The 18,861-nt window shown below is 50.6% G+C and carries 14 protein-coding genes and 1 rRNA gene; 7 read left to right on the top strand and 8 right to left on the bottom strand.

What is annotated here, in order from left to right; translation table 11 throughout:
* Positions 1-162: 162 nt before the first annotated feature.
* Positions 163-1,734, bottom strand: a complete 1,572-nt coding sequence (locus FOE74_RS14125; protein ID WP_149099279.1) for a T9SS type A sorting domain-containing protein — start codon at positions 1,732-1,734, stop codon at positions 163-165.
* A gap of 599 nt (positions 1,735-2,333) precedes the next feature.
* Here FOE74_RS14125 and FOE74_RS14120 point away from each other — a divergent pair.
* Positions 2,334-3,839 carry a DEAD/DEAH box helicase gene (locus tag FOE74_RS14120; protein ID WP_225840825.1) on the top strand — a complete coding sequence of 502 codons (1,506 nt, stop codon included), beginning with the start codon at positions 2,334-2,336 and terminating at the stop codon, positions 3,837-3,839.
* Between the two features lie 80 nt (positions 3,840-3,919).
* On the opposite strand, the gene FOE74_RS14115 is transcribed toward FOE74_RS14120, so the two are convergent.
* The 4 genes from FOE74_RS14115 to FOE74_RS14100 form a co-directional block, all read right to left on the bottom strand.
* Entirely contained in the window at positions 3,920-4,858 is a 939-nt protein-coding gene (locus FOE74_RS14115) for a 1,4-dihydroxy-2-naphthoate polyprenyltransferase (RefSeq protein ID WP_225840824.1), read from the bottom strand.
* Positions 4,859-4,868: 10 nt separating this feature from the next.
* Positions 4,869-5,453 carry a glutathione peroxidase gene (locus FOE74_RS14110; protein WP_149099278.1) on the bottom strand — a complete coding sequence of 195 codons (585 nt, stop codon included), beginning with the start codon at positions 5,451-5,453 and terminating at the stop codon, positions 4,869-4,871.
* Positions 5,454-5,622: 169 nt separating this feature from the next.
* Positions 5,623-7,419 carry an arginine--tRNA ligase gene (gene argS, locus FOE74_RS14105; RefSeq protein ID WP_149099277.1) on the bottom strand — a complete coding sequence of 599 codons (1,797 nt, stop codon included), beginning with the start codon at positions 7,417-7,419 and terminating at the stop codon, positions 5,623-5,625.
* A 6-nt stretch (positions 7,420-7,425) separates the two neighbouring features.
* On the bottom strand, positions 7,426-8,406 hold the full coding sequence (locus FOE74_RS14100) for an arginase (protein ID WP_149099276.1): 981 nt from the start codon (positions 8,404-8,406) through the stop codon (positions 7,426-7,428).
* Positions 8,407-8,491: 85 nt separating this feature from the next.
* On the opposite strand from FOE74_RS14100, the gene FOE74_RS14095 reads away from it, so the two are divergent.
* Together FOE74_RS14095 and FOE74_RS21255 are read left to right on the top strand one after the other, a co-directional pair.
* The gene (locus tag FOE74_RS14095; RefSeq protein ID WP_149099275.1) at positions 8,492-9,892 is read left to right on the top strand and encodes a type III PLP-dependent enzyme domain-containing protein; all 1,401 of its coding nucleotides are present in this window, start codon (positions 8,492-8,494) and stop codon (positions 9,890-9,892) included.
* Positions 9,893-9,978: 86 nt separating this feature from the next.
* Positions 9,979-10,143 (top strand): hypothetical protein, encoded by a 165-nt coding sequence (locus FOE74_RS21255; RefSeq protein ID WP_188686759.1) that lies wholly within the window; start codon positions 9,979-9,981, stop codon positions 10,141-10,143.
* A 310-nt stretch (positions 10,144-10,453) separates the two neighbouring features.
* Here the strand turns inward: FOE74_RS21255 and FOE74_RS14090 are convergent, their stop codons facing one another.
* On the bottom strand, positions 10,454-10,993 hold the full coding sequence (locus FOE74_RS14090; RefSeq protein WP_149099274.1) for a D-glycero-alpha-D-manno-heptose-1,7-bisphosphate 7-phosphatase: 540 nt from the start codon (positions 10,991-10,993) through the stop codon (positions 10,454-10,456).
* Between the two features lie 134 nt (positions 10,994-11,127).
* Here FOE74_RS14090 and hemG point away from each other — a divergent pair, with 134 nt between their 5' ends.
* The 3 genes from hemG (at position 11,128) to FOE74_RS14075 (ending at position 14,376) form a co-directional block, all read left to right on the top strand.
* A complete protein-coding gene (gene hemG, locus FOE74_RS14085) occupies positions 11,128-12,468 on the top strand; it encodes a protoporphyrinogen oxidase (protein WP_149099273.1) in 1,341 nt (446 codons plus the stop codon).
* Positions 12,469-12,492: 24 nt separating this feature from the next.
* The gene (locus FOE74_RS14080; protein WP_149099272.1) at positions 12,493-13,254 is read left to right on the top strand and encodes a polyprenol monophosphomannose synthase; all 762 of its coding nucleotides are present in this window, start codon (positions 12,493-12,495) and stop codon (positions 13,252-13,254) included.
* A gap of 162 nt (positions 13,255-13,416) precedes the next feature.
* Positions 13,417-14,376, top strand: a complete 960-nt coding sequence (locus tag FOE74_RS14075) for a TerC family protein (protein WP_149099271.1) — start codon at positions 13,417-13,419, stop codon at positions 14,374-14,376.
* 294 nt (positions 14,377-14,670) lie between these two features.
* Here the strand turns inward: FOE74_RS14075 and FOE74_RS14070 are convergent, their stop codons facing one another.
* Positions 14,671-16,671 (bottom strand): biosynthetic peptidoglycan transglycosylase, encoded by a 2,001-nt coding sequence (locus FOE74_RS14070; protein ID WP_149099270.1) that lies wholly within the window; start codon positions 16,669-16,671, stop codon positions 14,671-14,673.
* A gap of 226 nt (positions 16,672-16,897) precedes the next feature.
* Between FOE74_RS14070 and purB the strand changes: the two genes are divergently transcribed.
* The gene (gene purB / locus FOE74_RS14065; protein ID WP_149099269.1) at positions 16,898-18,250 is read left to right on the top strand and encodes an adenylosuccinate lyase; all 1,353 of its coding nucleotides are present in this window, start codon (positions 16,898-16,900) and stop codon (positions 18,248-18,250) included.
* 490 nt (positions 18,251-18,740) lie between these two features.
* Here the strand turns inward: purB and rrf are convergent.
* Positions 18,741-18,852: ribosomal RNA gene (gene rrf / locus FOE74_RS14060) — 5S ribosomal RNA — on the bottom strand.
* Positions 18,853-18,861 lie beyond the last annotated feature (9 nt).

Genomic DNA, 18,861 nt, shown 5'->3' with positions numbered 1-18,861 from the left:
GCATTATTCGGCCCACTTCAATTGGACATCCTGGGGCATAACCTGAATGAGACGGCCTATGACCGACTGTTGAATCTGAGCAATGGGAACCCTATAAAAAGGAAGCAGGCAGCAACCAAAGGTTACTGCCTGCTAAGCATCCTATCAATTAAAATCTTTGCCTTATCTCACCATTACCCGCTGGGTAGTGCTGCGGCCGTTGGTGGTGATGTTGATCAGGTACACCCCAGGCTTCAGGTTCAGGTTAGCCAGGTTCAAGGCTACTTCTGACGCTACGTTGCTTAGCTGCTGGGCGTGCAGTACTCTTCCGCTCATGTCTACCAACTGGATGGTGGCTGACCCTTTCACTGCCTCATTGAAGCGGAGGGTCACTCTTCCATCGGTCACTGGGTTAGGGTACACACTCACGGTGGCTGCGCTACCGGCTGCGGCTACATGGCTCACAGAGATCACTTTGGAATACTCAAAGGCATTGTTGAAATCTACTTGTCTCAAGCGGTAGTACACGGTTCCAGAGGCGCTGCTGCGGTCTGTGTAAGTGTAGTCTACTGTGGCAGAAGATGTTCCGTTACCTTTCACCTGGCCAACTTTCACAAAGTCTTTGCCGTTGGTGCTGCGCTCAATCTCAAACCGGTCATTGTCTTTCTCAGAGGCAGTAGTCCAGTTCAGTACAATGGCACCACCACGAGACACTCCGGTAAAGCTGGTCAAGGTGACAGGAAGTGGGTTACCAAGGCCACAATCAGCTACTACCATTTTCACTTCTGCCGTTTCAGTACCGCAGTCATTTGTGGCGGTAACGGTGATGGTTTGTGGTTGACCCAGTTGCTCTTCTTCAAACACGGCCACTACTGTTACAAAACCTTCTCCTTCTTCTAACACCAGGAAGCCGTCTGGCACATTGAAGGTATAGGTAACACCTGCTTGCATTTCAGCTACTCTGATGGTAGTAGGCTCGTCAGCTAAGTTACAGATAGTATCTGGGGCTATCAGGGCTACATTTGGGGCCGGGCAAACACCGCCACCGCAGTTGTCATTGGTCTTCACGTAGATTCCGTCTGAGGCAGTTCCGCAATAGCCTTTTTTGTAACCGCCTACTCCGTTTCCGTTGTTGCCGTTGCCGCTTACTTTGGTATTGTCACTCACGTACAGGTTAACCTCGCCGTCAGTTGAACCTGGAATCACTACGATTTTGTCTGTTCCTTGTCCGCTTTGGATTGTCCAGTCAGCCGGCACGGTCCAGTTGAAGATAAACTCGCCTTTCGCGGGAGCTTTTCCATTACCGTTCCCGTTGACCTTTTTCACTGAAGCGGTATACGTCTGAGGCTCTTTCACGCAAATAGAATCTGGCCCAGCGATGGTCACCTCAAAATCTTTGCCCGGCTTCACTGGAAGGGTGGCAACTTTGGTACCACAAACCGGATCGGTCACTTTCACCTTCATGGTGCCGCTTTTCTGACCTACTCTCACGGTCACACAGTTGGTGCCCTGGCCAGAGATAATCTCCCAGCCTACAGGCGGCTCGCCGGCGTGTGCTCTTGGAACATCCCACTCAAAAGAAGTATAACCACGGTCATTCTCAATGCAGTAAACCTCAATATCACCTGGGCAGGGATGCTGGTTTCCGCTGATGGGTCTTGGCTGAGAGGTGTTGCATTGGGCCTGGGCTTGGCCAATGAAGGCAAAAAGGATAAGCATAAGGGTGCTAACCCATGAAAGTACAGTTCTTTTCATGATAGGAGATTTTAAACGTGAATTGGATAGTTTTTAGACGTAGTTGTCCTGGTCACCTTGCAAACCGCAAGGCTATATGTAATTTTTGAAAGCTAGGATAGCAATTAAAAAAGCAAGGAAAATTTAATCTGTATCTAAGAAGAAGGGAAGTATAGTTAGATTCATATTCTTTAATTTTACTTTAGTTCAACAACTTGGTTATCTTCAATTTCTTTCTATACCTGCTTTAACGAACCAACTTACTTGCGGTTTCACGCAATTGTATTTTAGCAAAATGTTCCAAACAACTTCTTTGAAATATTATAATACTTTGTTTGTTTACAGGCGAAACAAGCATATTTTGTCCTTTTTACTAAAAAACCACACTTTTGTTTATTGTATTCTTACCATGAATTTGGATGCTCAAGCAAAACCCAAATTTCTATATAGTGCAATTTCTATACATTGTACAACATATATTGATTTCCGGTTCCGGTCTCTTTTCACCACGCTCCCAGTCAAACTAGATCAGTCTAATTGTAAGAAAAGGTTATCTTTACAATCCCATTATACAAGAGCCAGTATAACCAATGCACTGGCCAACAAGATGACACAGAACAATGAGCGTAACATTTGATGATTTCAACCTGCAGCCCGATTTACTAGATGGTATTCGGTCAATGGGTTATAAACAGGCTACCCCTATCCAGGCCCAGGCCATACCCTATATATTAGAGTCAAAGGATTTGATCGCCTGCGCCCAGACCGGCACAGGTAAAACAGCGGCCTTTCTGGTACCCACCCTCAGCAAGATCACAGAGGCCAAGTATGACTTCACCAGCACCCTGGTGCTGGTACCCACCCGTGAACTCGCCAAGCAGATAGACGACCAGGTGGAAGGCCTGAGTTATTTCACGGGAGCCACTTCCATTGCCATCTATGGCGGCAACAACGCCCAGAACTGGGACCAGCAGAAAAAAGCCCTCACCAGCGGGGCTGACATTATCATTGCCACGCCCGGCCGGTTGATCGCCCACATGCAGATGGGGTACGTGAAGCTGGACCAGGTGAAATACCTGATCCTGGACGAGGCCGACAAGATGCTGGACATGGGGTTCATGGAAGACCTGATGAAGATCATCTCCCAGTTGCCCAAACAGCGCCAGACCCTCATGTTCTCGGCTACCATGCCGCCTAAGATCAGAGGGTTCGCCAAGCAGATTCTACAGGAACCGGAGGAAATAAGCCTCTCCATCTCCAAGCCGGCCGCTAACATTGACCAGCGCATTTACCTGGTGTATGACAACCAGAAGCTACGGGTGCTGCAACACATTCTCAAAGACGCCCAGATCCAGACCATGATTCTTTTCACCTCGCGCAAGAACGCGGTGAATGACATTGTGCGCTCTCTGCAGAAAATGGGCTTTGAGGCCGAAGGCATCAGTTCTGACCGCACCCAGGATGAGCGCGAAGCCACCCTGCAGCGCTTCAGGAACAAGCAACTGCAGGTGTTGGTAGCCACAGATGTGATGTCCAGAGGGATTGACGTGGAGGGAATCAGCCACGTGGTGAACTTTGACGTACCCCAGGATGCCGAGGACTACGTGCACCGCATTGGCCGTACCGCCCGGGCAGAGACTTCCGGCGTGGCCATCACCTTCGTGAACGAACAAGACCAGGAAAGACTGGTGAAAATAGAGAAACTGATTGAGCGCGAGCTTCCTAAACTACCCCTTCCAGAAGGCGTAGGCGAAGGCCCGGCCTTTGACCCGGTAGGCAACAGCAAAAGAGGAGGCCGCGGTGGCAGAAGCGGCGCGCCCGCTGGCCGTGGCGGACGCCCCTCAGGCGGCGGGCGCTCCGAAGGTACGCGCAGAGAAGGCAGCAGCGGCGGTTCCCGCGACAACAACCGTCGCCGGGAAGGGAAACCCCGGACAGATAGACCAGCCGGCACTACCCCGGAAGGCGCCGCCCCTCGCCCACCCCGTACCGAGGGCCAGCCCCAGGCTCCCAGAGCCGAAGGGGAAGAGGTGAAAAGAAAGAAGAAACGGCGTAAGAAACCAGTGGGACCAAAACCTACGGAGGGCGGACAATCAGCTGCCAGCACCCCAACTGCTTCCGCTGAATAGCGCTTAGATTATTCCTTCCACAAAAAAGGGCTGTTTTGCAGAAAACAGCCCTTTTTCGTGGATTACCCCTTATGCTTGTACTACCGGTCCAACAGCAACCCAATGCCCAGCAAAAGCACGTAGCAGAGGGTAGCCAGGGCCATTTGCTTCAGAAGAGGGTCCAAATCGGCGGCTGTCTGCCGGCGTTTCACTTCCCGCCCGTTATAAACCAGCAAGGGAAGGGAACCCAGGAAAAGCCAGGGCCAATACGTGCTGTTCTCCCGCACCCACACAAAAACCACGGTGCAGAGCAGGCCAGCCAACAGCAGGAACCAGTGGTACCGGCGGGCCTGCAAAGCCCCTAACCGTACCGGCACTGACCGTTTGCCGGCCAGCGCATCTGATTTCAGGTCTCTGATGTTGTTCACGTTGAGCACCGCCGCCGAGAAAAAGCCCAGACTGGAGGCCGGTAGCAGCATCTCAGAGAAAAAACGTTCTGTTTGCAGAAAATAGGTGCCTACCACCCCTACCCAGCCAAAGAAGAAAAACACTGAGATGTCGCCTAATCCGGCATAGCCATACGGCTTGGCACCGTTGGTATACCCAATGGCGGCCCAGATGGCCCCCAAGCCCAGCAGCAGGAAAAACAAAAACAGGTACAACCCCGAAGCACCCAAAGCCACCCACAACAAAGCCACCCCAGACACCAATGACAGCAGGCTGAACACGATAATGGCGCCGCGCATCTGCGCCGGCGAAATCTGCCCGGCCTGCACCGCCCGCTGCGGCCCTTCTCGGTGCTGGCTGTCAGCGCCGTGCTTGGTATCGCCGTAGTCGTTGGCCAGGTTGGAGAGGATCTGCAGAAACAGGGTGGTGAGCACGCACAACAGCAACACCGGCCACCTGGAAAGATGGTCGGCGGCCGCCAGAAAACCGCCCATGCCTATACAGGACAAGGCCAAAGGCAACGTACGTAACCTGAACGCCGACACCCAGGTGCCGGCGGATGGCCGTTTCAGGGCCGTTTTTTGTACCTCCACCTAAAAACGCTTAGCTATTGATGTCCCGCAGCAACTCCTCGCTCAGCGGAGAAACCTTAGACGGATAGAATTTAAGCACCTTGCCGTTTTCACTGATCAGGTACTTGCAGAAGTTCCAGGAAGGCGCCGCGGCGTTACTGCCGTTCACCTGTTGGCTGGTGAGCCATTTGTACAAAGGCTGCTGTTCTGCGCCCACCACAGAGGCCTTCTGGAAAAGCGGGAACGTTACTCCGAAGTTCTTCTGGCAGAATTGGGCAATCTCCTCGTTGCTCCCTTTTTCCTGGGCGCCGAAATCGTTGGCCGGGAAACCCAGCACCACTACCTTGTCACCGTGCAGTTTGTGTAGTTTCTCCAGGTCTGCGTACTGCGGGGTGTAGCCGCACTCAGAGGCCACATTCACGATCAAGACTTTCTTTCCCTTGTAGTTCTTAAGGGTGGTTTCTTTTCCGTCTATGGTGTGCAACGGAATGCTGTAGATAGAAGATTCCTGGGCGGTATTCATAGTGGTAGAAGTAGATTTCTCTTTAGAGGTAACTCCCGGACTGGAACAAGCAGTCAACAGGGTGAGCGAGAAAAGGGTGATCAGTTTTTGCATGACAATCAATGCGTTATTATTCTTTAACCCGGTTTGGGGCACTTTGGTTTTCTTCGCTCCAGGCGATACCCCTGGGCGTTTTGAAGCCCTTTTTCAGAAAAGCAGCCTGAAACGCCGGCCGCCGTCTCTTAGACCAGAAACCGGGACCGGCGTTTCAGCATCCGTCTACTTACATTCTCTCCGGCACGGAAATCCCCAGCAAGCCCATCACCCGCTTCAGGGTCTTGGCTACCTGGGCAGACAAAGCAATCCGGAAACTCAACACCTGCGCGTTCGCCTCCTGGAAGATAGGTACCTCGGTGTAGAACCGGTTGTAGCTCTTGGCCACGTCAAAGGCATATTGGGCAATAATGGAAGGCGCGTAGTTGCGGGCGGCCTCGGCAATGATGGAGTCTGCGTAATTGAGCAAAACCAGCACCTCGCGCTCCGTTTCATGCAGCACCTCCACCTCAGAGAAAGAACCGGCCTCGGCAACGATCCCCAATTCCTGGGCTTTGCGTTGGATAGCAGCAATACGGGCGTGGGTGTACTGGATGAACGGCCCGGTGTTGCCCTTGAAGTCAATGGACTCCTCTGGGTTGAACAGCATGCGCTTCTTGGGGTCCACTTTCAGAAGAAAGTACTTGAGCGCACCCATGGCCAGGGTATGGTACAGCTGTTGGGCCTCCTCAGAAGAGAACCCGTCAATCTTGCCTAGCTCATCGGTTTTCTGGCGGGCCGTGTCAATCATCTCCTGCACCAGTTCATCGGCGTCTACCACCGTGCCCTCCCGCGACTTCATCTTGCCGCTGGGTAGGTCTACCATACCGTAAGACAGGTGGAAGATGCCATCAGCATAGGGTTTGCCCAGTTTCTTCAGGATGGCTTTGAGCACCTGGAAATGGTAGTTCTGCTCATCAGCCACCACGTAGACAGACTGGTCATAGCGGAAGTCCTGGTATTTGAGTTCGGCGGTGCCGAGGTCTTGCGTGATGTACACCGAAGTTCCGTCGGCGCGGAGCACCAGTTTCTCATCCAGTCCTTCCTCGGTGAGGTCAATCCAGACAGATCCATCGGCTTTTTTGAAAAACACGCCTTTTTCCAGGCCTTCCTCTACGCGGTCTTTGCCCAGCAGGTACGTGCCTGACTCATAGTAGAACTTGTCAAAATCCACCCCAATGTTCTGGTAGGTGGCGTTGAAGCCCTGGTACACCCAGCCGTTCATCTTTTCCCAAAGGGCAATGGTGGCGGGGTCATGCTGCTCCCATTTCTGGAGCATCTCCTGGGTTTCCAGCATCAGGGGCGCCTGCTTCTTGGCCTGCTCCTTGTCCATGCCCTGGGCTACCAGTGCATCTATCTCCTTTTTATAGGCTTTGTCAAATTCCACGTAGTATTTGCCCACCAGGTGGTCGCCTTTGATGCCGGCACTCTCTGGGGTCTCTCCCTGCCCAAATTTCTCATAGGCGATCATGGACTTGCAGATGTGGATGCCGCGGTCGTTCACCAGGTTGGCTTTGATCACGTCATATCCGGCGGCTTTCAGGATCTCGGCCACGGAATAGCCCAGGAAGTTGTTGCGCAGGTGCCCCAGGTGCAGGGGCTTGTTGGTGTTGGGCGAAGAATACTCTACCACCACCCGCTGTTTTTGACCTGTTTCCTCAGAATTAGCACCTAAACCTGCCACCTGTTCTGAGAATTGCTGCAGCCACACGCTGTCTTTGATCTCAATGTTGAGGAACCCTTTCACCACGTTGTAGCCGGCTACCTGCGGGGCTTGTTGGGTCAAGGCTTCTCCCAGCGCCTGGCCAATCTGCTCCGGGCCTTTGCCTAAGGCTTTGGTGAGCGGGAAGGTGACAAAGGTGAACGTACCGGCAAACTCTTTGCGGGTAGGCTGCAGGTTGATCTGCTGGGCGGGCAGGGCGTGCTGGAAAGTATCTTGTAAGGCCTGGCTCAAGGCCTGGGCAATCTGGTTTTCAAGTTGTTTCATCTGTGGTTAAGCAGTAGGCGCCGTTTGGGCTTCTTGGGCCAAACGGTTCTGAATGGCTTCAGTGGTATATTCTAATATGTCAAAGGCGTTTTGGGCCATGGTGTTCTCCGCGTCTAGCGTGGGGTTGATTTCCACCATCTCAAAGCACACCACTTTGGGGTCGCTGACCAGGTGGTAGCACAGTTGCTTGGCTTGGTCCACGTTCAGGCCCACTTCTACCGGGGTACCAGTGCCTTTGGAGAACTTGGAGTCCAGACTGTCCACGTCAAAAGAGACGTAGATGATGTCACACTCCCGAAGGCGGTGCAAGGCTTCTTCGGCCACCTGCTCTATGCCTTTGGCGATGACTTCTGGGTAGGTGAAGTTCTTGATGTTGTGCTTGTCAAAGAGGTACACCTCGGGCTTCTCATAGCTACGGGTCACAATGTAGACAATGTGCTCGTGTCTGATCTTCGGCTTGTCAGTACCTACTTTCTTCAGGGCTTCCCAGAAAAACAGGGTCTCTGAGTCAACGTCATTGACTTTGCAGTCTTTGTTGTCCTCGGCTAATGAGGCGGCCAAGGGCATGCCGTGCATGTTGCCAGAGGGGGTGGTATAAGGCGAGTGGATGTCAGCGTGGGCGTCTACCCATATCACCCCCAGCGTTTTGTCTGGATACGCGGCCTTGATGCCCGCAATGGTGCCGCCGGCATTGGAATGGTCACCGGCCAGCAGCAACGGGAACATTCCCAGCCCTAATGTTTGTTCAACAGTGTTACTGATGCGTTTGTACGTCTGCAGCACACTGTCAATGTATTTGGCATGCGGGAAGAGGTTCTTTTCAAACAAGACATCATTGAGGTTGGGTACCTCTATGGTGTTGAACCGCTTGAAATAATCTGAATGTTTGTTCAGACACGCAATTTTAAGGGCGTCTACGCCCAAACTAGCTCCGCGTGTTCCTGCCCCCAACTCAGATTTCACTTCTATCAGTCTGATTTTTTTCATGCAAAACGGAAACTAGTTTTTGCAAAGATGGTAAAATACAAGCAATTTCGCACGGTATCCGCTTTGGATACCCCTTTACATTATAATGGATAAATACACAGACCTCATACACCAAACCTTTGATTTCCCTACGGAGGAATTCACTGTCCATAACAACGAACTCTCTTTCAACGGCATTCCCATGATGGAACTGGTAAAGCAATACGGCACGCCGTTGCGCCTTACCTACCTGCCAAAAATCAGTTCCCAGATTCAGAAAGCCAAGATCCTGTTCAAGGAATCCATGGAGAAACTGAATTACCAGGGCACCTACACGTACTGCTATTGCACCAAGTCCTCGCATTTCTCCTTTGTTTTGGAGGAAGCCCTGAAAAACGACATCCACATTGAAACCTCCTCTTCCTTTGACATGCCTATTATCAGGGCATTATTTGAAAAAGGCAAGGTAAACAAAGATGTGTTTGTGGTGTGCAACGGCTTCAAGCGCGAGCTGTACCGCGACCATATCACCTCCATGATCAACGATGGCTTCAAGAACGTGACGCCGGTACTGGATCATTTGGGCGAGATTGACCACTACGAGGAGTTTGTGAACGGCGAGTGCCAGGTGGGCATCAGGCTGGCCTCTGACGAGGAGCCTAAGTTCCAGTTCTACACCTCCCGCCTGGGCATCAACTATAATGATGTGGTGGGCCTGTACAAGACCAAGATAGAGAACAATCCTAAGTTCAAGCTTAAGATGCTTCACTATTTCATCAACACCGGTATCAAAGACACGTCTTACTACTGGTCTGAGTTGAGCCGTTTTGTGCACAAATACTGCGAGATGAAGAAGCTGTGCCCAGACCTGGACACCATTGACATTGGCGGCGGTTTCCCCATCAAGACCTCTATCCAGTTTGACTACAACTACCGGTACATGATTGAGGAGATCCTACGCACCATCCAACGCATCTGTCGTGAGGAAGGCGTGCCGGAGCCCAACATCTTCACGGAGTTCGGGATTTACACCGTAGGGGAAAGCGGCGCGCACGTGTATTCTATTCTGGATACCAAGCTGCAGAACGACAAAGAGCTGTGGTACATGATTGACGGGTCTTTCATCACCAACCTGCCAGACACCTGGGCCCTGAACCAACGTTATATCTTGTTTGCCCTCAACAACTGGGACAAAGACTACCAGCGCCTGAACATTGGCGGCTTAACCTGTGACAGCCAGGATTACTACAACTCTGAGATGCACTCGTTCCAGGTGTTTTTGCCCAAGGTTCAGAAAGAGCAGGCAGAGCCGCAGTACATTGGGTTCTTCCACACGGGCGCCTACCAGGAAAGCCTTAGTGGCTACGGCGGCATCAAGCACTGCCTAATCCCCTCGCCCAAGCACGTGATCATTGACCGCGAAGCCGACGGCAGCCTCAAATCATGGGTTTTCGCTGAGGAGCAGAACGTGGATTCTATGCTTCAGATTCTAGGATATAAGGACTAAGAAATATTTTTTGAAAAGGGTTTTAATCCTAAACAAAAACCTTAGATTTGAAGTAGAATACCTTATATGTTTGTATACTGAATAATATGAAGAACCTGTTTCTGTTAGCTTCCATCTGCGTACTGGGCTTTGCCTCTTGCAAATCATCTACCTGCCCTGCGTACTCACAAAAATCTGATCGCTCTGTAGAGCAGAAAGCAATGGTGAAAGCCGTTGCCAAGGCTCCGGTTACCAGCAAAGTGAACGGATAACGTTCTTCTGACGATACTCGACCTTATTGAAGCCCCGGGAGTTTTCTTCCGGGGTTTTCTTATGTAATGCCCCAGAAGAAACAACTTCCCTACCTGTTGTCTTTTTGGGAGAAACGGCTGTTTTGAGACTCTTTTTGAGAAAAGCCTTGGAAAACAGTTTTCCTTTGAAGAAGCTATGCAATCAAAAATCCAGAGGAGCCTTAAAGAGGGTACAAAACCAGTTCCTTCAGCTAGCCACTTCCTCCTACAACCAACTATTAGAACACCTTACACTTGGCAGGCTCTCTAGCGCCTGCTTTGGTATGGTTCCTCAGGCGGTTTTGGCCACAATGAATTGGGCGGCTTCCAGTAGATTGCTTTTCTGCTGGGGATGGGTACCTGGTGGGTGTGGCCCTACTAATATGCCTGAGATGCCGCAAGATTGAGCCGCTTGCAGGTCACGCGGTTGGTCACCTACAAGCCAGCAGGCCGCCGGGTACAGGTGGAACCTGGCAATGGCTTTCTCCAGCATCAGGCTGTTGGGCTTCCTGGAAAGGGACTCTGACTTAGACGGATGGCCCGGCGCCATGTAGAGCGCATCTATCAGGTGGCCGCAGGCGGCCTGAAGTTTGACGTGGCAGGCTAATACATCTTCTTTGGTATAAAGGCCTTTGGTGATTCCGGCTTGGTTCGTGACTACTACCAACAGGTAGCCGTGCTGTTTCAAGAGGGCCAAAGCTTCCGGCACACCTGGGCATACTTCAAAATCCTGTAGCCGCCAGGTGTATTCACCCCTTTCCACATTCAGGACCCCATCACGATCTAAAAACACCGCCTTGGCCAAAGGAACCGGTTGTTGCTGTTTCTCCATGGCCTCAAAAGTAAAGAGAATGCAGCATGCTTTTTTCAGGGCATACCGTTTTTGCCCTATATTCTCTAAAATGGGTGAAGAACGTGTTAATCCCGCTTACGTACGTTAACTACCTACCACCAACGTCCCCCTTCATGCGCGTAGCCATCATAGGAGCAGGTATTTCAGGATTGGCCTTAGCTTACTACCTTCAGAAGCTAGGGGTGCGTTATGACCTGTTTGAGAGTGAACCTGAAGTGGGCGGCGTGATCAAAAGCATGCAACACGGGCCGTATCAGCTTGAGTTGGGGCCACATTCCCTGCAAATGAACCAGGAACTGGAAGAGCTTCTCCAAGAGCTGAAACTGGAAGAGGATGTCCTCCGCCCTACTCCCCAAAGCACCCACCGGTACATCAGGAAAGACGGGGAATTCTATTGTCTGCCGTCTACGCCGAAGCTCCTGTTGCAGGATTCCTTCTTCCATTGGCGCACCAAGCTCCAGATCTCCCAGGAGACGCAACTACCCCCCCAGGAAATCCCGGAGGAAACGGTAAGTCAGTTTTTCCAGCGCCGGTTTGGGCAGGAAGTGGTGGACTACCTGATCAACCCTATGGTGGCGGGCCTGTACGCCGGCGACCCAGACAAGCTCCTGTTGGAGAGAACCTTTCCGGGTTTGAAGGAACTGGAAAGGGAACATGGCTCGGTACTGAAAGGGCTGGACCTACAGCAAGACTTGCCATCTAAACCGGTGGTTTCCCTGGTGAACGGCCTGCAGTCCCTTCCCCAGGCCATTGCCTCCAAGTTGGTGTCGCTGCACCTGGACCACAAGGTGGAGATGATCCACCGGGCCAAGGGGAAATACCTGCTCAGCATCCAGCATGACGTGGAAGGGCTAGGCGATGAGGAGTTTGATGCCGTGGTCATCGCCTTGCCTGCCCACGCCGCCGCTGAACTGCTTGACTTCACCTCGCCTGGTTTGGCGGCCGCCCTATATAATGTGACGTACGTACCCCTCACAGTGGTGCATACCGCCTACCGGAAGCATGCCGTTGGATATCCGCTGGCTGGGTTTGGGGCGCTGCATCCGCAGAAAGAGAACCCCTTCAGTTTGGGGGCGGTCTGGAGCAGTTCCCTTTTTCCGGGCACCTGTCCACCAGATGAAGTCTTGTTCACTTCCTTCATAGGCGGCAGCCAGGCCCCGGAGGCTGCCCAATTGCCCGAGGCGGAGATTCTGCTGCAGGTACACGAGGAACTGCGGGAAAACTATTCCATCTCGTCCAAGCTTCCCGTGTTTCAGCACTGCTACCGGTGGCCCACTGGCTTCCCGCAGGCTGACATGTTCATCAATGATGTGCACCAGCTCCTGGAACTTCTGGAGCCAGAGCAGCTCTATGCCTGTGCCAACTGGCTTACCGGCCCCGCCGTGCCCGACTGCGTGCGGCACGCGAAACAACTGGCCCAAAAAATATATTCCCAACGGCCCTCTTTTCCATAAACCCTTATAGATTATATTTGGGGGATGAAAGAGTCTGTGGTGGTCATCCCGACCTACAATGAAATAGAAAACATTGAAGCGATAATCAGGAAAATTTTCTCGCTCCCACACCTTTTCCATATTCTTATTGTAGACGACAATTCCCCTGACGGCACCGCTGAGGCAGTTTTGCGCCTCCAGACCGAATACCCAGACCGCCTGTTCCTGGAGCAGCGCAAAGGCAAGCTGGGTTTGGGCACCGCCTACATCCATGGATTCAAATATGCACTGCGTGCCGGGTATGAGTACATCTTTGAGATGGACGCTGATTTCTCTCACAATCCTAAAGACCTGATCAAGCTGTACAAGGCGTGTAATGAAGACGGCTATGACCTGGCCATCGGTAGCCGGTACAGCAACGGCGTGAACGTAGTGAATTGGCCCATGAGCCGGGTGCTGCTCTCCTACTTTGCCAGCCGGTACGTACGCTTTATCACGGGCATGCCCATTCATGACGCCACCGCAGGTTTCAAATGCTACCACCACCGGGTGCTGGAAACCATCAACCTAGACAGAGTCAAATTCATTGGCTACGCCTTCCAGATTGAGATGAAGTTTCTAACCTACATGTATGGCTTCAAGATAAAGGAGGTGCCCATCATTTTCACAGACCGCACCAAAGGCCAGTCAAAGATGAGCAAAGGGATTATCAAAGAGGCGTTCCTGGGCGTTATCCAGATGAAGGTAGCCAGCTACTTCCGGAAGTTTGACCGCCGGAAGATTGCCTCTGTGGCCGCTCTTTTGTAAGAGAATCAAGGCCTGTTCAAAAAAATTGCCTTGGTCCGTCATCATGGTTTTGCGGTTGTTTAGGCGTATCTTTCCCTTTCTTTTTTATGATGGTATGCTTTGCCTGCGGTTCAGACCCTGCCGGCGACCTATATCTTTGTCTCTAACCCCAACCCTATAGCAGTGAATACAGACATCTTATTTTGGGTAGGATTCAACGCCTTTGTCCTCCTATTGCTGGCCCTGGACCTGTTCGTCTTCCACCGGAAAACCCACGAGGTGAAAATCAAAGAGGCCCTGTGGTGGAGTGCTTTCTGGATTGCCCTTTCCATGGCCTTCAACGTTCTTGTCTATTACTGGAAAGGAAGCGGCCCTGCCCTTGAATTCCTGACGGCTTACCTGATTGAGAAGTCCCTGAGCGTAGACAACCTCTTCGTGTTCATTTTGATCTTCAATTACTTTCAGGTACCTGCCAAGTACCAGCACAAAATCCTGTTCTGGGGCGTGTTAGGGGCCTTGTTTTTCAGGGCCGTCTTCATCTTGGTGGGCGTTGCGTTATTGGCTAAGTTCCACTTCATTGTCTACATCCTGGGTGGGTTCCTGATTTTCACGGGTATCAAGATGGCTACCTCCTCCGGCGACGAGGACCTTGACCCCAGTGCGAACCCGGTGGTGAAATTCGTGGGCCGTTACATGCCCATCACCAAGCGCCACTATGAAGGCAATTTCTTTGTACGCCTTGATAAAACCCTTTTTGCCACGCCGCTGTTCCTGGTCCTGATCATGGTGGAGACCACTGACATCGTCTTCGCAGCAGACTCTATCCCAGCTATTCTGGCTATCTCCAAAGACCCCTTCATTGTGTACACCTCCAACGTGTTTGCTTTGCTAGGTCTAAGAGCGCTGTACTTTGCTTTGGCGGGAATCATGCAGTTGTTCCATTACCTGCACTACGGCCTTTCTGTCATCTTGATCTTCATTGGCGCCAAGCTCATCCTGCAGGATTTCTACCACATTAACATGTTGGTGGCGCTGGGGGTAGTCGCGTTTATTCTTACCACCTCTGTGGTACTGTCCCTCATTTTCCCGAAGAAGGAGAAGCCGCCAGTACCTTTCACCGGCCAGGAAGAAGACCAGGCATAACACGTTGCCTTTCTAATTTCACTGCCCCCGTTTAGAGATTGTTTTCTGCAAAACAGCCTCTAAACGGGGGCAGTGCTTTTTCAGGGCATCTCCCGCCTCGTCTACCTATCCTACTTTATTGCTGAGTATACTTCGCTATGCAAGTGAAGGAGGCTGGAAAGGTTCTTCTTGTTTCTAGGCTGGTTTCTTAAAAACAGCAGTAAAACTAGTAACCCCGTTCCTTACTACACATCCTCCTAAAAGAAAAGGCTACGTTTATGCAACGTAGCCTTTTCTGTTGGGGGAAATGAACAATTAAAAATCAAGCAGATCAATGGGTGCCAATTGCAGGGTATCCATGATCTGGGTAGTGTCTGGTTTGGCAATGATAAAGCTTCCGGCCCGGCCGTTGAGGTTCACATACGGCGACACGCTGGCGTGCTCTGAGGAGGAGATCAAACCCCTTTTCAACATGTTACCGGTAATCAGCTTGAAGAAATACCTTGGGTACGCCCGTAGCCCTCCGTAGACATCAAAATAGGTACGGTATTGTTTAGGCTTGGGCACGATACTGGCCAGGAACAGGCTTTCCTCCAGGTTAAGCTGGCTAGGCGATTTAGAGAAGTAGAAATTCGCCGCCTCCTTTACGCCGTACACGTTGGGGCCCCACTCAATAATGTTGAGGTATACCTCATACATTCTCTCTTTAGGCGTTAAGCGCAGGTTTTCAATTATCCAGACGATCAAGGATTCCTCCACCTTTCTGGTGATGGTTTTCTTTCTGGTCAGGAAAGCGTTCTTCACCAGCTGCATAGATACGGTACTGCCGCCCCGCACAAAAGAACCTTCTTTGATATTGGTGATAAGCGAATGGCGGAAGGCGCCTTCATGGAAGCCCTTATGGGTAAAGAACCGGGGGTCCTCGGCCGTTAAGATCGCGTATTTCAGGTACCGGGGAATCTGGTTGAATGGGGTGAAATTAGGGTTAGACGGTCCCACGGCAAAAGACCGCACTGGCTTACCCTTTTCATACACCGTATGGACAAATTCGGTGTTCAACTTCCGTAGGTCGTTTGGCCCGAAATCTGTGATCTGGAAGTTCTTGGCATCCAGGTCTGAGTCAAACTTCAGACTATCCACCTGGGCCATGTCTACGAAGAAATTCATTTTGTATTTGAACGTTCCCGTGGCTTTGATGCCCTGGAACGTATCAAAAAGCCCTGGAGGCAACGAGGAGAACAAGTCATTGGCTGGTATCTCCGGAGAATCTACCTTGATGCCGATTTTACGGCTTGGCTTGGTCTCATAAGTGAGCTGCGGATAGAAGATGGCCTTGTTGATCCGGACCTCAGACTCCGGCTCCAGGGCGTAATAATGGTCTCCCAGGGTAATCACATACTTCAGAGCCCCATTCTGCACGGTTACGTTCTCATCGGCTATCTTGGGGTGGTTCAAGACAAGGCCGTATGCGCTAGACTCCCCTCTGATGGTCAGCTGGTTGTTTTTGTACACCTTATCTGTGATGCTAAGACTGAGGGTATCAAAACGCATGGTGGCCCCAAATTTCTGCTCAATGTAGGGTACCTCAATACTTCCTGATTGGCTGTCTCCGTAGAACTTAGCCGAAAGAAGGTATTTAGCAGGGTCAATAAGCCCTTTCACATACATGGTATTGGTCACAGAATCTGTGGTGATGGTCATTCTGGCATCAATACCTCCGTCTTCCACCAAAAGGGTGGGCAAGTTCATGCTGATGGTGCGGCCCTCGTTCTTGAACAGAACTCCCATGTTCCGGAAATTCACGCCATCTGGCACATTCTCAAAAGCAGTTTCAATCAATTTATTCAATAAGGTGCCGTAATTAGAGCTTTTTGCGGTAGTGTCTGCCGGTTCGCCCTTGCCTTTCTTCTTGAATAGGAAGGAAAAGTTATCGGTACTGTCTTGCTTGAAGGCTGTTACCATCCCATTGGCCACGTCAAATTGCTTGAAAACCATTCTTCCTAGAAAGAGAGACCGGAAACTTACGGTAGCTTCTACGGTATCTATTTGAAGGAGCTTTGGTTGGTTTTGGGGCAGTAACGCAATGTTGGTGACCAAAACAGTGTTGAAGTCCTTGAATTCTGCTTTTCCTATCTGTAGATCAGCGGGGTATTTGCTCTCTACCTTCTTGATCACTTTGGCTACCGCGAACTGTAAGATCCTCTCGCGGTTTAGCAGGAAGGCTACAAAGGATATGATCAATAAGGAGAGGAACACGCCCGCTCCAATCAATAGCTTCTTTTTATTCCTGACAAAAAAATCTCTGAACTTTGACAAGGTGGTTTCTATGGTTAATGATACTGCGGAGAGCCATCGCAAATTTTACTCCAAACTGCAAAACTAATGCAATACTTGACACAATAACGCGGCTAGCAAGGCAACTGGATAAATACGAAGACTTATTTACAAGGTTTATCTAAAGGAACACGAAAGCAGTAGGTATAAGTTCTAGGTACTAGAGGTTCTGATCTTCCTTCCTATCTTTGGGTAAAATCTAGTGAATATGAATTTAACTGCGCTTACGGCTATTTCACCCATTGACGGTAGGTACCGGGGTCAGGTAGCTTCCCTGGCTGCTTATTTTTCTGAATACGCCCTTATCCGCTACCGGGTGCTGGTGGAGGTAGAATACTTTATCTCCCTTTGTGAACTTCCGCTCCCCCAGTTGCAGGGCATTGACGCCTCGCTGTTCTCCTCCATGCGGAAGATCTATGAAGACTTTTCTCCTGAAGATGCTCAAACCATCAAGGAAACCGAGAAAGTCACCAACCATGATGTGAAGGCGGTGGAGTACTTTATAAAGGAGAAGTTCCAGCAATTAGGAATAGGTGATCAGAAAGAATTCGTGCACTTTGGTCTTACTTCGCAGGATATCAATAACACCGCCATACCTATGTCCTTGCAGAGGGCATTGCAGGAAGAGTATTTCCCTGTTTTGTCTCAATTGAAAGAAACGTTAGCTACGCTGGCAAGTGAATGGAAGGATATCCCCATGCTAGCCCACACCCATGGACAACCTGCTTCCCCTACCAAATTGGGTAAGGAGGTGCAGGTCTTCGTGGAGCGTCTGGAACAACAACTCTTTTTACTAGAGCAAATCCCTTTTGCTGGGAAATTCGGTGGAGCCACTGGTAACTTCAATGCCCACTTTGTGGCATATCCCTCTATAGATTGGGTGGCCTTCGGCAACACGTTCCTAAAGGAAAAGCTTCAGTTACAGAGAAGCCAGGTTACTACCCAAATTGAGCATTATGATCATTTAGCGGCTCTCTTTGACACCATAAAAAGGATCAATACCATTCTGGTGGATTTTGCCCGGGATATCTGGCAGTACATTTCCATGGGCTACTTCAAACAAAAAATCAAGGAAGGCGAAATTGGTTCCTCCGCCATGCCCCACAAAGTGAACCCTATTGATTTTGAAAATGCGGAGGGCAACCTAGGATTAGCGAATGCGATTTTCGCCTATTTATCAGAAAAGCTACCCATTTCAAGATTACAAAGGGATTTGACTGATTCTACAGTGTTAAGGAACATTGGCGTACCTATCTCTCATTCTTTATTAGCGTTGAAATCACTGCAGAAAGGAATAGGCAAGCTCCAGCTAAACCAGGAAGCCCTCAACCAGGATCTAGAAGAAAATTGGGCAGTGGTAGCAGAAGCAGTTCAGACAGTTTTGAGAAGAGAAGGGTACCCAGCTCCTTATGAAGCATTGAAAGGCTTAACCAGAACGAATGAGAAAATAACGGAGGTATCCATCAGGAATTTCATTGAAGGTCTAGCAATCTCTGAAGCTCTTAAAAAAGAATTGCATACCATCACCCCCTTCACCTACACAGGTGTAAATCTGTTCTAGGGCAGAAACCAATTCAAGAACAGCAAAGGAATTAAAAGCGAAAGCCGGTGAAGCAGGAATGATCATTCCTGCTTCACCGGCTTTCGCTTTTATCGTGTGATGAAGATAAAGAGGAATTTCCATTCAAGATAAACCAACTTTCTTACTTCCCTTTACTCCTAAACCTTCTGAATAACTTAATCCCACTGAATACCTCTCTTGATTTCTCACTTATACTATATTAAATCAATAAAGAACCTTCCAGCAACAGTAAACAAGGGTCTTTCTAGGAACCTTAAAGAGAGTAAACTACGGGAGCATGAAGAAGCCAGTAAAGAGGAGCTGCCCTCAGCAGTTGAGGAAATTTCAGCGGTTGGGTCTGGGATAGGCTATAGGAATAAGCACTAAAAGAGCGTAAGAATCCCTCCCTTCCCTCCCCCCCCTTCTCCTAGGGTATAGACGCAGGACACCCCACGCCTCCTTCCGGGGGGTGGGGTGTCTGGTATAAGGGGGTTGGCGGCTACCTACTCTCCCGCGTGTGACCGCAGTACCATCGGCTCGGCGGGGCTTAACTTCTCTGTTCGGAATGGGAAGAGGTGGACACCCGCGACATAGCCACCATTATCTTTCGC

This window comes from Rufibacter glacialis, from assembly GCF_008271745.1.
GTDB classification, from domain to species: Bacteria; Bacteroidota; Bacteroidia; order Cytophagales; family Hymenobacteraceae; genus Nibribacter; species Nibribacter glacialis.
The sequence above is the reverse complement of the archived record's forward strand: the minus strand, read 5'-3'. Positions and strand labels throughout refer to the sequence as shown.

Coding starts and splice junctions, on each gene's coding strand:
- FOE74_RS14100 (WP_149099276.1), bottom strand. CDS start 8,406: ATGAAAAAAATCAGACTGATAGAAGTGAAATCTGAGTTGGGGGCAGGA.
- FOE74_RS14095 (WP_149099275.1), top strand. CDS start 8,492: ATGGATAAATACACAGACCTCATACACCAAACCTTTGATTTCCCTACG.
- hemG (WP_149099273.1), top strand. CDS start 11,128: ATGCGCGTAGCCATCATAGGAGCAGGTATTTCAGGATTGGCCTTAGCT.
- FOE74_RS14120 (WP_225840825.1), top strand. CDS start 2,334: ATGAGCGTAACATTTGATGATTTCAACCTGCAGCCCGATTTACTAGAT.
- FOE74_RS14110 (WP_149099278.1), bottom strand. CDS start 5,453: ATGCAAAAACTGATCACCCTTTTCTCGCTCACCCTGTTGACTGCTTGT.
- FOE74_RS14125 (WP_149099279.1), bottom strand. CDS start 1,734: ATGAAAAGAACTGTACTTTCATGGGTTAGCACCCTTATGCTTATCCTT.
- FOE74_RS14080 (WP_149099272.1), top strand. CDS start 12,493: ATGAAAGAGTCTGTGGTGGTCATCCCGACCTACAATGAAATAGAAAAC.
- FOE74_RS14090 (WP_149099274.1), bottom strand. CDS start 10,993: ATGGAGAAACAGCAACAACCGGTTCCTTTGGCCAAGGCGGTGTTTTTA.
- purB (WP_149099269.1), top strand. CDS start 16,898: ATGAATTTAACTGCGCTTACGGCTATTTCACCCATTGACGGTAGGTAC.
- argS (WP_149099277.1), bottom strand. CDS start 7,419: ATGAAACAACTTGAAAACCAGATTGCCCAGGCCTTGAGCCAGGCCTTA.
- FOE74_RS21255 (WP_188686759.1), top strand. CDS start 9,979: ATGAAGAACCTGTTTCTGTTAGCTTCCATCTGCGTACTGGGCTTTGCC.